The organism is Arthrobacter sp. KBS0702 (assembly GCF_005937985.2).
Classification (GTDB): Bacteria; Actinomycetota; Actinomycetes; order Actinomycetales; family Micrococcaceae; genus Arthrobacter.
The window spans coordinates 2,270,628-2,283,246 of the sequence record NZ_CP042172.1 but is presented as its reverse complement, the minus strand read 5'-3'; the positions used below and the strand labels follow the sequence as shown (position 1 = coordinate 2,283,246).

Below are 12,619 nucleotides of genomic sequence, written 5' to 3'. Positions count from 1 at the left end.
TGGAGGATCTGGGGGTTAGGCGGAAAGGGGGCCGGCGGCGAAGTAGCGTTTCCGGGCCCGGAGGGCCACGTAAACCAGTGCAACAAGGACGGGGACTTCAATCAAGGGCCCGACGACGCCGGCCAGGGCCTGCCCGGAGGTGACGCCGAAGGTGCCGATCGCCACCGCAATGGCGAGTTCGAAGTTGTTGCCCGCCGCCGTGAACGCCAGCGTGGTGGTCTTCGCATAGCCCAGGTCAAGCCCCTTGCCGATCAGCATGCCGGCGCCGAACACGACCAGGAAGTAGACCAGCAGGGGCAGCGCGATCCGGGCCACGTCCAGTGGACGGGACGTTATGGTTCCGCCCTGCAGGGCGAAGAGCAGGGTGATGGTGAACAGCAAGCCGTAGAGCGCCCACGGGCCAAGTTTTGGCAGCAACGTGTCCTCGTACCAGTTGCGGCCCTTGGTCTTTTCGCCGATTGTCCGCGTGAGGAAACCCGCGAGCAGCGGAATGCCGAGGAACACCAGCACGGAGGCGGTGATGGCCCAGAACGAGAAGTCTGCGCTGGCGGTCGGCAGGCCCAGCCAGGCTGGCAGGAGTTCGAGGTAGAACCAGCCCAGCGCGCCGAACGCGATGACCTGGAAGACGGAGTTGATGGCCACCAGTACGGCAGCGGCCTCGCGGTCGCCACAGGCCAGGTCGTTCCAGATCATCACCATCGCGATGCATCGAGCCAGGCCGACGATGATGAGCCCGGTGCGGTAGTCGGGCAGGTCCGGAATGAAAATCCAGGCGAGGGCAAACATAAAGGCCGGGGCCAGCACCCAGTTCAGTACCAGCGAGGTGACCATGAGCTTGCGGTCGCCGATCACGCGGTGCGCCTGGTCGTAGCGGACCTTGGCCAGCACCGGGTACATCATCACCAGCAGCCCGACGGCGATGGGCAGCGACACCCCGCCGACTTTGACGGCCTCAAGCGCGGTGTTCAGTCCCGTGATGACGTTGCCAAGAAGCAAGCCGACCACCATGGCAGCGATGATCCAGACGGGCAGAAAGCGGTCAAGGGTGGAGAGTCTGCCGCCAACGGCGACGCCACCTTCGACTTCGGGCGGCTGGACTGTCTGGGTGCTCACGGGGCTCCTGTGCTGCGTTGGTGCTGCTCGGTATGTTGCCGGGACGTTGCTGTCCGGCGGAAGATTGATACTTGTCGATATGAAGTATTGCCAACTATATCGATGAATGTCAATCAGTGTGCATAATAGACACATGAATTCCCTGCAAACGATTGAGCCGGCCGTCGACGAGGCCTGCTGTGCACCGTCTGACCAGGCTGTCCTCAGCGCAGCGGATGCCCAGCGCAAGGCCCAGGTGTTCAAAGCCCTGGCCGATCCCAACAGGCTGCGGCTGCTTTCCATCGTCAAGGGAGCCGGCGCCGGGGAGGCCTGCGTTTGCGATCTCACCGAGCCACTGGACCTCGGCCAGCCCACCGTGTCGCACCACCTCAAGATCCTGGTTGATGCGGGCCTGCTGCACCGTGAAAAGCGCGGGACGTGGGCGTATTACTCCCTCGTCCCCGGCGCGCTGGAGCACACGGCCGGCCTCCTGGCATCCCTGTGACCCGGAGCCCGGTGCCCGACGTCGTCGTCCGTCCAATGAGGGAATCCGATTGGCCCGAGGTACAGCGGATCTACGCTGAAGGAATCGCGACGGGCCAGGCCACGTTCGAGGCCGAGGCGCCGGATTGGCCCGGTTTCGACGCTTCGCGCCTTCCGTCCCACCGCCTAGTGGCGCAGGCACCGAACAGCGGGATTCTTGGCTGGGCGGCCGCTTCCGCAGTTTCCGGCCGTCCGGTGTATTCCGGCGTCGTGGAACACTCCATTTACATAGCCGAGGCGGCCCGCGGCCTGCGGATCGGGTCGATCCTGCTCCGGTCCCTGATCGCCTCTACCGAGGAAGGCGGCATTTGGACCATTCAGGCAAGCGTTTTCCCGGAAAATGAGTACAGCATGAAACTGCACCTCGCCCACGGTTTCCGGGTCGTGGGGCGGAGGGAAAGAATTGCCCGGATGGCCCACGGTCCTGCGGCCGGCCAGTGGCGGGACACGATTCTGATCGAACGGCGCACGGGGGTCCTTTAGTTCTTGTGCTGCCAACACGTCGGCGTCGAAAGTAGGGCCTGTCAGCTGTCGACGCGACTGCAACCAAGGAGGGCGCCATGAGTGCCGAGACCCCCACCACCGAGGCCCGGCTGCTTGCCATGCTGGAAAACATCAGGACGGCCACCGCCAACACGCGGCAGGCGATGGAATCACCGGGCGACGAGGATTGGGTGCAGGATGGCGAGTCCGATGCCGAATACCTGCGGTCGATCCAACGGGACACGATCGCCAGATTGGACGCCACCGCCAAGGACATCGAAGCCCTGCTGGCTCAGCACCCCGACCGCTCGCAATAACGGAGGAACCCCGGTCCGAAGACCGGGGTTCCAAGGTGCGCAAGGGGGGACTTGAACCCCCACGCCCGAAGGCACAGGAACCTAAATCCTGCGTGTCTGCCAATTTCACCACTCGCGCGCGGCGCCGTCGTCCGGGAGTCCCGGGGGACCCGACGACGGATGCCAGAGATTATTCTACATTCGGCTCCGCAGTGCGGGGCCCGTTCCCGCGGGACGCGGCTGGCGGGGCTGGCGGGGCTGCCGTCTAGACGTCGAGTTTCAGGTCGCGGCGCAACTTGGCGACGTGGCCGGTGGCGCGCACGTTGTACTGGGCCAGCATGACCTTGCCGTCGGGACCAACCACCACGGTGGAACGGATAAGCCCCTCGTAACTGCGGCCATAGTTCTTTTTCTCGCCCCACGCCCCATACGCCTCGGCCACGGTGTGGTCGGGATCGGAGAGCAACGGGAAGCTGAGCCCCTCGGCCGCCGCGAAGCGGGCGAGCTTCTCTACGGGGTCGGGGGAGATGCCCACCACCTCGTAGCCTGCCCCCTGGAGGGTGGCGAGCGAGTCGCGGAAGTCGCAGGCCTGCTTGGTGCACCCCGGCGTGGCGGCCGCGGGGTAGAAGTAGACAACCGTTTTCTTGCCGCGGAAGTCCTGCAGGCCGACGTCGCTTCCGCCCGAGTCTTGGAGTCGGAAGTCGGGTGCGTCGTCCCCGGGGGCGAGTCGTTCAGGCATGGTGTTCTCCTTGACAGATTTGCGGATTTCCAGCCTAGTGAGCGCGGGGGCGGGCGGCGAATCGTACAGTCGTTATACTCTTTGGTATGCCTGATATGGATCGCTGGCCCACTGGCCGCCTATTGTCAACGGCAGCACGCCTTGTAGAACACGCTTGGAACGAGAAGCTCGGGGCCATCGGCTTGACCCACGCCGGTGTGATCGCGATGGAAGTGCTCTCTGCCCAGGGACCTATGACCCAGGCCCAACTGGCGCAACTCGTCCGGGTCCAGGCCCAGACCATGGGGAAGACGTTGAGCCGGCTCGAAGCCCACGGCCACATCTCCCGGGAGCGTAGCGCCTCCGACCGCCGCAGTCATGTGGTGACGCTGACCGACCGCGGACGCGAGGCCGTGGCGGCCGCCGCGGACATGGAACGCTCAGTCCTTGCCGCCGCGTCGATCGACCCCGATTCGCTGCGGCACGAACTGCAGTCCGTGGTCCGCGAACTGGCCAACCGGATATCCACGACGGAGGCCACGACCCTCGTGATCGTGGAGCCGGCGGTCCCCGCCGAGGCGAACCACGTCAACTAGGCCCCCGGGATCCGGGGGAGCCTTACGCCGCCGAATCATCACCCTCACGGTGATCGCCGCCCTCTGCGTGGGCTGGTATTTCTTCGTTGCGCTGGGCCACAACGCCATCACCATGCGGCACGGCGGCCAAGGCCAAATCTGCTACCGGGAGCTGCCGCCCGGAACCATCCACACACCCGAGAGCGGTCTCTGGAGCAAGCATCACCTGGTGCCGCTCGGAGTGGAATGCCGTTACACCATGCCGGATGGATCCACGACCTCCCTCTTCGTAGCCAGCGCCTGGGGTGTGGTGGGCGTCGCGCCGCTGGTGCTGACCGCCGTCGGAGTTGCTGGCTGGGCCGGGTGGCACGCCGCCCGTCCGGTGTTGGCGCGGCGGCGCGACGCGCGCCTCGCGCGGCAGGGCTGAGGCTTTCCGTGTCATGCCCGGTGCCCGGGGCCGGGCTCGCATAAGGTTTTCCTATGGAAACGGCGCCGCCACCCGAACTGGATGGGCAGACCTCGATCAACGAGCTGCTCGATGAGCCCGTCGGGGCCGCCCCGCTCCAGCTTGCGCTTCCCATCCACTTTCAGCTGGCGGCCGCCGGCCACCGCTAGGGGGGGCGATCCGCGGTGCTGCCGGCCGAAATCGGTCGATATCCCCGGGCCCACCCGCGGCGGAACGTAGGATGTCTAGGATGAGAACGCGTAGGAGTGCCATAGTCGGCACGGCCCTGACCGCCCTCGCCCTGGCCGCCCTCGCTGTCGCGGCTCCTGCCGCCGCGGAGACCTGCGGTCCGGTGGTGGTGGATCCGTTGGGCCTGTGCCAGTCGCCGGCCACACCGACCCCGAAGCCGTCCAGCACCCCAAAGCCGTCACGGACGGCCCTACCAGCACCATCAGCCCCTCCGGCGGCGCCAGCACCCGCAATTCCCCCGGCACCCGTCCCGAGCGCCCCTGAGACCTCGTCGGCTCCGGCCGCGGTTCCGGCGTCGTCCGCCGCACCCGCCGCCGATTCGGCGCCGCGCCCCGCGCCGTCCTCCACCGTTACGACGACGGCGACGCCCGTGCCCCCGGCTCTTCCGGCTGAGCAGACGGCCGACGCCGTCACCGGCCCGCGGGCGGCAGGGGCCGAAACAACGGCTGGAGCCGTCCTGCTGGCCATAGGCGGGCTACTGCTAACTGCCTCTGCTGCCCTGGGACTCAACCGGCGCCACGACCGGCTGCCCTAAGCCGACGGCGCCTCGGGCCGCCCCTCACCCGGATCCTTCAATGTCAACGCCCGAACGTACACTTGGGGCCCATCTCGGAGGCAAAAGCCGGGCCCCAAGTGTACGTTCGCGCCCATCAGGCGCGGCGACTTGGGTCGGGCAACGAAAAACCCCGCCCTGCTCGCTTTGCAGCCAGTCAGGACGGGGTTTTCTCTGTGGTGCACCCCCCGGGACTCGAACCCGGAACCCATTGATTAAGAGTCAATTGCTCTGCCAGTTGAGCTAGAGGTGCAACTGTTGTTTTCGTTCCCCTCGGGCTTTTTATTTCCCGCGGTGTTCTCCGCAACGACATGAAACTCTACACGAGTTTTGATGCAGTGTGAAATCGGGGCGTGCACCCTTGGGTGGGGCTAGCCACTGAGGCTCAAAACCAGCACAAAATCAGGGTTTTGGCCGTTGCTGAGGGCCCAGAGGCGGCCGTCAGGGGCCAGTGAAACGTCGCGGATTCGACCGTACTCGCCTGTGAAATAGGCCACAGGATCCCCGGCAAACTCGCCCCGCAAGGGGACGGCCCAAAGCCGCTGGCCACGAAGCGCCCCCAGATAGGCCGTGTCGCCAACTATTTCGAGGCCGCTCGGAGAGGACGACGCCGTCGAGGGCCAGACCACTTTGGCGTCCAGGTAACCCCCGCGGTGCGGCGCGCCGGTGACCTCGGGCCAGCCGTAGTTGCCACCCGGGACGATCAGGTTCAGCTCGTCGTCAACGTCCGGACCAAACTCGCTCGCCCAGAGCCGCCCCGCGCTGTCCCAGTCGAGACCCTGGACGTTGCGGCGCCCAAGGCTGTAAACGGGGTTGTCGCCGAAGGGGTTGCCCGGGGCAGGTTTGCCGTCGGGGGTGAGGCGGAGGATCTTGCCACCCAGGGCATTCCGGTCCTGCGGCTGGTCACGGCGTTGGGAGTCGCCGGTGCCGACGTAGAGATAGCCGTCGGGGCCGAAGCGTATGCGGCCGCCGTTGTGCGTTGAGGCCTTGGGGATCCCGCTGAAGATCACTTCGGCGGCCCGCAGTCCCAGCTGTGCACCGGTGCCCTCAAGCCGGAAGCGGGCAATCCGGTTGTCTCCCTGGGCGGTGAAGTAGGCGTACAGGTACCGGTCTGCCGCGAAGTCCGGCGACAGCGCCAGCCCGAGCAAGCCGCCTTCGCCGCCGGGGACGACGTCGGGCACCTTGCCGATGGTTGCGGGGGCGATGGTGGCCGGTGCGCCCTGGCCGCCGGGCGGCAGGACCTTCAGCAGCGCGCTGTCCCGCTCCGAGATCACGGCGCTGCCGTCCGGCAGGAAGACGAGGGACCATGGCAGCGCCAGTCCGGCGTCGATGCGACCGACCACCTGCGGCGTCCCTTGGCGTGGGACGTTCGGGCCTGTGATGGTCGGGCTGCCGGCGGCCTGGCTGGTGGCGGGCTGGCTGGGAGCCGGGGGAGCGGTGGGGCTGCCGGTGCAGGCGGACGTCGTGAGGGCCACCGCAGCCGCCGCCAGGACGGCCCGGAGCGGCGACGGCCGCGGCACGGGCTACGCCCGGGAGCGGCGCGGCGGCCGGAAGCCCGCCGCTTCGGCGTGGGCCGCGGATAAGAACCAGACCTCGGCGCGGGTTTCCTCGTAGGAGGGGCTGGTCTCGTCGTGGTAGATCATCGACGAGGCGTTGCCCTTGACGGTGAACCCCTCCGGTCCGCTGCCATCGGGGGCCGGGGCCGCGGACCCCTCGCCGTAGGGTTCCTCCACCGCCAGGTGCCCGGCCGGCGGGGCGGTGTGGCTCGCCGAACCCTCGGAGGCCGCGGCCGAGGACGTCACCTGCGCCGTCTCCAGGTCGGCAGCCTCGGCCGCCGCGGATTCCGCGCCGGGAAGCGTAGGGGCGTGCGGCTCGGTGTATTCAGGGTGGTGGACCGGGGCGTGGTCGGCGGCCTGCGGCGGAGTCTGCGTGGTGTGGGCCCCGTGGGAAAGGTCGTGGTGCGGAAGGTCGTGGTGCGTTGCGGTGTGCGCCTCGGCCGGCGGCGTTTCGGACCACTGCGTCTCCCAGTCCGCATTGTCTGCCGCGCCGGCCTCAGCGCCGACACCCTGCGTGCGGCCGCTCTCCGGCACCGCGCTCTCCGCCGGCGCGCTCTTCGCCGGCGCGGTGGCTGCGGGGGCGCCCGCTGCCGCGGCGGTGTCGTCGGCGGTCGTCGGCGGCTCCGGCTCGGCGTTGCTGAAACCTGCGGCGGACGGTATTCCCGTGGTGGCGGCCGCGGAAGCCGATGCGGCGGCGGTCCCGCCGGAGAGGGCGCCGTCGTGGCCTCCCCGGCCCGGGGCCGCCTGCGGTGCGGCGGCGGATCCGGCCCCCGTGGACGTCGAAGTTCCGGCCGTGCTGCGGGAACTGTTGCGGTTCAACAGCCACCACACGACGCCGACAATCACCACGATGACGATGAGCCAGATAATCCAATCCATGGCCGAATCCTTCTGTCCAGGCGGCAGGGTTGCCGTTGCTTGACGTTACGTCCGGCCCGACGCGGCTGTCCAGCGTTCCGGACCCGCCGCGTGTAGCCTCGCAGCATGGACTTCAAGCGACTGCGGATTCTTCGCGAACTGGCGGACCGCGGCACTGTAGGGGCCACTGCCGAGGCCCTGCGGGTGACCCCGTCGGCGGTCTCGCAGCAGCTCAAGACCCTGCAGGAGGAACTCGGCGTCGTCCTTGTCGAGAAGTCAGGCAGGGGAGTGCGACTGACCGAGGCGGGGCTGGCCATGGCGGGAGCGGCGGCGGAGGTGTCCACCGCCATGGCCCGCGCCGAGGCCACCATCGACACCTACCGGCTCGGCTGGCAGACCCGGATTACGGCGGCGTTCTTTCCGAGCGCCGCGGAGATGTTCCTGCCCGGGCTGTTGCACCGGGTGAAGGAGATCGACGGTCTCCGCTTCGAAGCACACTTCGAGGATCCCGGCGTGGCCGGTTTCGCCGCCCTGGCCGCCGACTATGACATCGTCCTGGCGCACAGCGTCGACGGGCCCGAAGTGTTCGCCCGCCAGGGCCTCCAGGTGGTCCCCCTGCTGGACGAGCCGCTGGACGTGGCCGTACCGGCGGGCCACGCCCTGGCCGGCAAGGCGACGCTAAGCGCCGAAGACGTGGTCGGGTTCCCCTGGATGGGGGTGCCTGACGGCTTCCCCTTTGACACCGTGCTGCGCCAGATTGAAACGCAGGCCGATTCCCCGGCCCTGCGGGCCCAGCTGTTCCCGGACCTCCGCGTCCTGGAGGCACTGGTCAGCGCCGGGCACGGGCTCAGCCTGCTCCCGCGGTACACCGCCCTGAAGAACCAGGGCAAGGGGTTCGTGCTCCGCCCGCTCCGCGGTGTCAAGGCCAGCCGAAGCATCGTAGCCCTGGCCCGTCCCGAGGCCGCCGCCCGGACCACCATCCGGCAGGTTCTCGCAATGCTCAAGGCAGAGGCCCGGGCCGTCGCAGAGGCCCCCGAGCTGCGTGACACGGCCCACAGCATCTGAACCGTGCTCGGTGCCGCACGGCCGGGACGTCCACGGAATGAGACAAGCGTCCACCATCCGGACGAAATATTCCCGGTTTTGCGCTTAATGAGCCATTACGGCTCGTTGCTGCCCGCGCCGGAGCCCTAGACTTTCACCCATGAGTGAGGACACCCAAACAGCGACAGCAACCACACCGGACATCAAGCCCCGCAGCCGGGTCGTCACCGATGGAATCCACGCGGCCCCGGCGCGCGGCATGTTCCGTGCGGTCGGCATGGGCGACGACGACTTCGCCAAGCCCCAGATCGGCGTGGCGAGCTCGTGGAACGAAATCACTCCCTGCAACCTCTCCCTGAACCGGCTGGCCCAGGGCGCCAAGGAAGGCGTGCACGCCGGCGGCGGGTTCCCGATGCAGTTCGGCACCATCTCCGTATCCGACGGCATCTCCATGGGCCACGAAGGAATGCACTTCTCCCTGGTCTCCCGCGAAGTCATCGCCGACTCCGTCGAAACCGTCATGCAGGCCGAGCGGATCGATGGCTCTGTGCTGCTGGCCGGCTGTGACAAGTCGCTCCCCGGCATGCTCATGGCCGCCGCCCGCCTGGACCTCGCGAGTGTCTTCCTCTACGCCGGATCCATCATGCCCGGCTGGGTCAAGCTGGAGGACGGCTCCGAAAAGGAAGTCACCCTCATTGACGCCTTCGAGGCCGTGGGTGCCTGCGCCGCGGGCAAGATGAGCATGGAAGACCTGACCCGGATCGAAAAGGCCATCTGCCCGGGCGAAGGAGCCTGCGGCGGCATGTACACCGCCAACACGATGGCCTGCATCGGCGAAGCGCTGGGCATGTCCCTGCCCGGCTCGGCCGCCCCGCCCTCCGCGGACCGCCGCCGCGACGACTTTGCCCGCAAGTCCGGCGAGGCCGTGGTCAACCTGCTGCGCAAGGGCATCACCGCCCGGGACATCATGACCAAAAAAGCTTTCGAGAACGCCATCGCCGTCACCATGGCCTTTGGCGGCTCCACCAACGCGGTCCTGCACCTGCTCGCCATCGCCCGTGAGGCCGAGGTCGAGCTGACCCTGGACGATTTCAACCGGATCGGCGACAAGATCCCGCACCTCGGCGACCTCAAACCGTTCGGCCGCTACGTCATGACCGACGTCGACAAGATCGGCGGCGTCCCGGTGATCATGCGCGCGCTGCTCGACGCCGGCCTGCTGCACGGCGACTGCCTCACCGTCACCGGCAAGACCGTCGCGGAGAACCTCGAAGCGATCAACCCGCCGGACCTGGACGGCAAGATCCTCCGCGCCATGGACAACCCGATCCACAAGACCGGCGGCATTACGATCCTGCACGGCACGATGGCTCCCGAGGGCGCCGTCGTCAAGAGCGCCGGCTTCGACGCCGACGTCTTCGAGGGCACGGCCCGCGTCTTCGAGCGCGAACAGGGTGCCCTGGACGCGCTGGACCAGGGCCAGATCAAGGCCGGCGACGTCGTCGTCATCCGCTACGAGGGCCCCAAGGGCGGCCCCGGCATGCGGGAGATGCTCGCCATCACCGGTGCCATCAAGGGCGCGGGCCTGGGCAAGGACGTGCTGCTGCTGACCGACGGCCGCTTCTCCGGCGGCACGACGGGCCTCTGCATCGGCCACGTCGCCCCGGAAGCCGTCGACGGTGGTCCCATCGCCTTCGTCAAGGACGGCGACCGGATCCGGGTGGACATCGCGGCCCGCAGCTTCGACCTCCTGGTCGACGAGGCCGAGTTGGAGTCCCGCAAGGTGGGTTGGGAGCCGCTTCCGGCCAAGTTCACCAAGGGTGTGCTCGCCAAGTACGCCAAGCTCGTCCACAGCGCCTCCACCGGCGCCTACTGCGGGTGATTCCCTAAGCGTGGGCGACCACGCTTAGTAAGGCAGGCTCCGAGGGGCCCCAAGCGAACGGCGCCCGCGCCGTCCGCTTGGGGTAGGAGACTCCCGCCTGCCGCCGAAGGCGGAAGGGTCACCAGAGGAACCGGGGGACCAAAAAGTGGACGCCGTTGTCCACATCGTGAGACAGGGGGCGACCTCGTTGACACCCGTCTCACGCAGAGGGAAAACTGAACGCATGACCGCATTCGTTACCACCGGCCGCGTTGCATACGAGAGTGCTGCAGGTGTATCCGTCGTCCTTACCAAGCGCGTGGCTCCATAGCCTCCACTGGTAACGAACCGTCACGCGCAAACCCCTCGAAGAGCCGCTAAGGCTGAGGGGTTTTTTTATTACCCGCAGTTCCACGATCACAGAAGATCCACCAAAGGAAGAGTCCGATGAGCAAAGGATCGCCGATCAGCCCCTCGCTGATGGCCACAAAGTCCGCTGGAGCCCACAAGGCTCCGGAACGCATCGAACGACCGGCCGACGCCGGCGTCGAGCATGCTGCTGCCTCTCCCGTCCTTGGGCCGAACAACGTCGTACCCCCGACGGTGATGACCGGCTCGCAAGCAATCGTCCGCGCGCTCGAAGAACTCGGCGTCGAGGACATTTTCGGTTTGCCCGGTGGCGCGATCCTGCCCACCTATGACCCCTTGATGGCCTCCAAAATGAACCACATTCTGGTCCGTCACGAACAGGGAGCCGGCCACGCCGCGCAAGGCTATGCCATGGTCACCGGACGGGTGGGCGTCTGCATCGCCACCTCGGGCCCCGGGGCCACCAACCTCGTTACCGCCATCATGGACGCCCACATGGACTCCGTGCCGATGGTGGCCATCACCGGCCAGGTCTCCAGCGGAGTCATTGGCACCGACGCGTTCCAGGAAGCGGACATCGTCGGCATTACCATGCCGATCACCAAGCACTCGTTCCTGGTGACCGACCCGAACGACATCCCGCACGTGATGGCCGAGGCGTTCCACCTGGCCTCGACCGGCCGCCCGGGCCCCGTCCTCGTCGACGTGGCCAAGGATGCCCAGCAGGGCCAGATGACCTTCTCCTGGCCGCCCAAGATCGACCTCCCCGGTTACCGCCCGGTGCTCCGTGGCCACAGTAAGCAGGTCCGTGAGGCAGCCCGGCTGATCGCGGCCGCCAGCAAGCCGGTGCTCTACGTCGGCGGCGGCGTGGTCAAGGCCCACGCGTCCGCCGAGCTGCGGGAACTGGCCGAGCTCTCCGGTGCCCCGGTGGTCACCACGCTGATGGCCCGGGGCGTCTTCCCGGATTCCCACCCGCAGCACGTGGGCATGCCGGGCATGCATGGCGCCGTGTCCGCCGTGACCGCGCTGCAGCAGTCGGATCTGCTGATCACCCTGGGCGCGCGTTTCGATGACCGGGTCACCGGCATCCTGAAGTCCTTCGCCCCGAACGCCAAGGTCATCCACGCGGACATCGACCCGGCGGAGATCTCCAAGAACCGCACCGCCGACGTGCCGATCGTGGGTTCGGTCAAGGAGATCATCCCGGAGCTCAGCGAGGCACTGCGCCAGCAGTTCGAAACCGCCGGAACCCCGGACCTGACCAACTGGTGGGCCTTCCTGAACAACCTCAAGGAGACCTACCCGCTGGGCTGGACCGAACCCGAGGACGGCCTGAGCGCCCCGCAGCGCGTGATCGAACGGATTGGTGCCCTCACCGGGCCGGAGGGCGTCTACGTCGCCGGCGTCGGACAGCACCAGATGTGGGCCTCGCAGTTCATCAAGTACGAACGCCCGCACGCCTGGCTGAACTCCGGCGGCGCAGGCACCATGGGCTACGCCGTGCCGGCCGCCATGGGCGCCAAGGTGGGCGAACCTGACCGGGTGGTCTGGGCGATCGACGGCGACGGCTGCTTCCAGATGACCAACCAGGAGCTGGCCACCTGTGCGATCAACAAGATCCCGATCAAGGTCGCTGTGATCAACAACTCCTCGCTGGGCATGGTGCGCCAGTGGCAGACCCTGTTCTACGAGGGCCGCTATTCCAACACCGACCTCAACACCGGGCACGACACCGTACGGATCCCGGACTTCGTCAAGCTCGCGGACGCTTACGGCTGCGCCGCCTTCCGCTGCGAACGCGACGAGGACATCGACGCCACCATCCAGCAGGCCCTGGCGATCAACGACCGCCCGGTGGTCATCGATTTCGTCGTAAGCCCCAACTCCATGGTGTGGCCGATGGTCCCCGCCGGAGTCAGCAACGACCAGATCCAGGTTGCCCGCAACATGACCCCGGACTGGGAAGAAGAGGACTGA

Annotated in this window: 14 protein-coding genes and 2 tRNA genes; 10 read left to right on the top strand and 6 right to left on the bottom strand. The window is 67.6% G+C overall.

Annotation, left to right across the window (positions count from 1 at the left end):
- Nucleotides 1-15 precede the first annotated feature (15 nt).
- Nucleotides 16-1,008 carry an ACR3 family arsenite efflux transporter gene (arsB, locus tag FFF93_RS10510; protein WP_261375431.1) on the bottom strand — a complete coding sequence of 331 codons (993 nt, stop codon included), beginning with the start codon at nt 1,006-1,008 and terminating at the stop codon, nt 16-18.
- A gap of 238 nt (nt 1,009-1,246) precedes the next feature.
- Between arsB and FFF93_RS10505 the strand changes: the two genes are divergently transcribed.
- From FFF93_RS10505 to FFF93_RS10495, 3 genes are all read left to right on the top strand, one after another.
- Nucleotides 1,247-1,597, top strand: coding sequence for a metalloregulator ArsR/SmtB family transcription factor (locus FFF93_RS10505; protein WP_138768964.1), 351 nt, complete (start codon nt 1,247-1,249; stop codon nt 1,595-1,597).
- Between the two features lie 35 nt (nt 1,598-1,632).
- The gene (locus FFF93_RS10500; protein WP_138768965.1) at nt 1,633-2,118 is read left to right on the top strand and encodes a GNAT family N-acetyltransferase; all 486 of its coding nucleotides are present in this window, start codon (nt 1,633-1,635) and stop codon (nt 2,116-2,118) included.
- A gap of 77 nt (nt 2,119-2,195) precedes the next feature.
- A complete protein-coding gene (locus FFF93_RS10495) occupies nt 2,196-2,435 on the top strand; it encodes a hypothetical protein (RefSeq protein WP_138768966.1) in 240 nt (79 codons plus the stop codon).
- A gap of 36 nt (nt 2,436-2,471) precedes the next feature.
- Here FFF93_RS10495 and FFF93_RS10490 read toward each other — a convergent pair.
- Together FFF93_RS10490 and bcp are read right to left on the bottom strand one after the other, a co-directional pair.
- Nucleotides 2,472-2,553 (bottom strand) — tRNA-Leu (locus tag FFF93_RS10490).
- Between the two features lie 126 nt (nt 2,554-2,679).
- Complete coding sequence (gene bcp / locus FFF93_RS10485; protein WP_138768967.1) at nt 2,680-3,153, bottom strand: thioredoxin-dependent thiol peroxidase; 474 nt, start codon at nt 3,151-3,153, stop codon at nt 2,680-2,682.
- Nucleotides 3,154-3,248: 95 nt separating this feature from the next.
- Between bcp and FFF93_RS10480 the strand changes: the two genes are divergently transcribed.
- The 4 genes from FFF93_RS10480 to FFF93_RS10470 all read left to right on the top strand — a co-directional run bounded on the left by FFF93_RS10480 (nt 3,249) and on the right by FFF93_RS10470 (nt 4,936).
- Nucleotides 3,249-3,728, top strand: coding sequence for a MarR family winged helix-turn-helix transcriptional regulator (locus FFF93_RS10480; RefSeq protein WP_138770429.1), 480 nt, complete (start codon nt 3,249-3,251; stop codon nt 3,726-3,728).
- Between the two features lie 49 nt (nt 3,729-3,777).
- A complete protein-coding gene (locus FFF93_RS10475; RefSeq protein ID WP_138768968.1) occupies nt 3,778-4,134 on the top strand; it encodes a hypothetical protein in 357 nt (118 codons plus the stop codon).
- 53 nt (nt 4,135-4,187) lie between these two features.
- A complete protein-coding gene (locus FFF93_RS17135; RefSeq protein WP_261375077.1) occupies nt 4,188-4,322 on the top strand; it encodes a hypothetical protein in 135 nt (44 codons plus the stop codon).
- A gap of 80 nt (nt 4,323-4,402) precedes the next feature.
- Nucleotides 4,403-4,936 carry a hypothetical protein gene (locus FFF93_RS10470; protein WP_138768969.1) on the top strand — a complete coding sequence of 178 codons (534 nt, stop codon included), beginning with the start codon at nt 4,403-4,405 and terminating at the stop codon, nt 4,934-4,936.
- A gap of 195 nt (nt 4,937-5,131) precedes the next feature.
- Here the strand turns inward: FFF93_RS10470 and FFF93_RS10465 are convergent.
- The 3 genes from FFF93_RS10465 to FFF93_RS10455 all read right to left on the bottom strand — a co-directional run bounded on the left by FFF93_RS10465 (nt 5,132) and on the right by FFF93_RS10455 (nt 7,389).
- Nucleotides 5,132-5,207: transfer RNA gene (locus FFF93_RS10465), tRNA-Lys, on the bottom strand.
- A gap of 118 nt (nt 5,208-5,325) precedes the next feature.
- Complete coding sequence (locus FFF93_RS10460; RefSeq protein WP_138768970.1) at nt 5,326-6,474, bottom strand: sorbosone dehydrogenase family protein; 1,149 nt, start codon at nt 6,472-6,474, stop codon at nt 5,326-5,328.
- Between the two features lie 3 nt (nt 6,475-6,477).
- Entirely contained in the window at nt 6,478-7,389 is a 912-nt protein-coding gene (locus FFF93_RS10455; RefSeq protein ID WP_138768971.1) for a hypothetical protein, read from the bottom strand.
- A gap of 105 nt (nt 7,390-7,494) precedes the next feature.
- On the opposite strand from FFF93_RS10455, the gene FFF93_RS10450 reads away from it, so the two are divergent.
- From FFF93_RS10450 to FFF93_RS10440, 3 genes are all read left to right on the top strand, one after another.
- Nucleotides 7,495-8,433, top strand: coding sequence for a LysR family transcriptional regulator (locus FFF93_RS10450; RefSeq protein WP_138768972.1), 939 nt, complete (start codon nt 7,495-7,497; stop codon nt 8,431-8,433).
- 139 nt (nt 8,434-8,572) lie between these two features.
- Nucleotides 8,573-10,294, top strand: coding sequence for a dihydroxy-acid dehydratase (gene ilvD / locus FFF93_RS10445; RefSeq protein WP_138768973.1), 1,722 nt, complete (start codon nt 8,573-8,575; stop codon nt 10,292-10,294).
- A 426-nt stretch (nt 10,295-10,720) separates the two neighbouring features.
- Nucleotides 10,721-12,619 carry an acetolactate synthase large subunit gene (locus tag FFF93_RS10440; protein ID WP_138768974.1) on the top strand — a complete coding sequence of 633 codons (1,899 nt, stop codon included), beginning with the start codon at nt 10,721-10,723 and terminating at the stop codon, nt 12,617-12,619.

Coding starts and splice junctions, on each gene's coding strand:
- arsB (WP_261375431.1), bottom strand. CDS start 1,008: ATGGTGGTCGGCTTGCTTCTTGGCAACGTCATCACGGGACTGAACACC.
- FFF93_RS10505 (WP_138768964.1), top strand. CDS start 1,247: ATGAATTCCCTGCAAACGATTGAGCCGGCCGTCGACGAGGCCTGCTGT.
- FFF93_RS10500 (WP_138768965.1), top strand. CDS start 1,633: ATGAGGGAATCCGATTGGCCCGAGGTACAGCGGATCTACGCTGAAGGA.
- FFF93_RS10495 (WP_138768966.1), top strand. CDS start 2,196: ATGAGTGCCGAGACCCCCACCACCGAGGCCCGGCTGCTTGCCATGCTG.
- bcp (WP_138768967.1), bottom strand. CDS start 3,153: ATGCCTGAACGACTCGCCCCCGGGGACGACGCACCCGACTTCCGACTC.
- FFF93_RS10480 (WP_138770429.1), top strand. CDS start 3,249: ATGGATCGCTGGCCCACTGGCCGCCTATTGTCAACGGCAGCACGCCTT.
- FFF93_RS17135 (WP_261375077.1), top strand. CDS start 4,188: ATGGAAACGGCGCCGCCACCCGAACTGGATGGGCAGACCTCGATCAAC.
- FFF93_RS10470 (WP_138768969.1), top strand. CDS start 4,403: ATGAGAACGCGTAGGAGTGCCATAGTCGGCACGGCCCTGACCGCCCTC.
- FFF93_RS10455 (WP_138768971.1), bottom strand. CDS start 7,389: ATGGATTGGATTATCTGGCTCATCGTCATCGTGGTGATTGTCGGCGTC.
- FFF93_RS10450 (WP_138768972.1), top strand. CDS start 7,495: ATGGACTTCAAGCGACTGCGGATTCTTCGCGAACTGGCGGACCGCGGC.
- ilvD (WP_138768973.1), top strand. CDS start 8,573: ATGAGTGAGGACACCCAAACAGCGACAGCAACCACACCGGACATCAAG.
- FFF93_RS10440 (WP_138768974.1), top strand. CDS start 10,721: ATGAGCAAAGGATCGCCGATCAGCCCCTCGCTGATGGCCACAAAGTCC.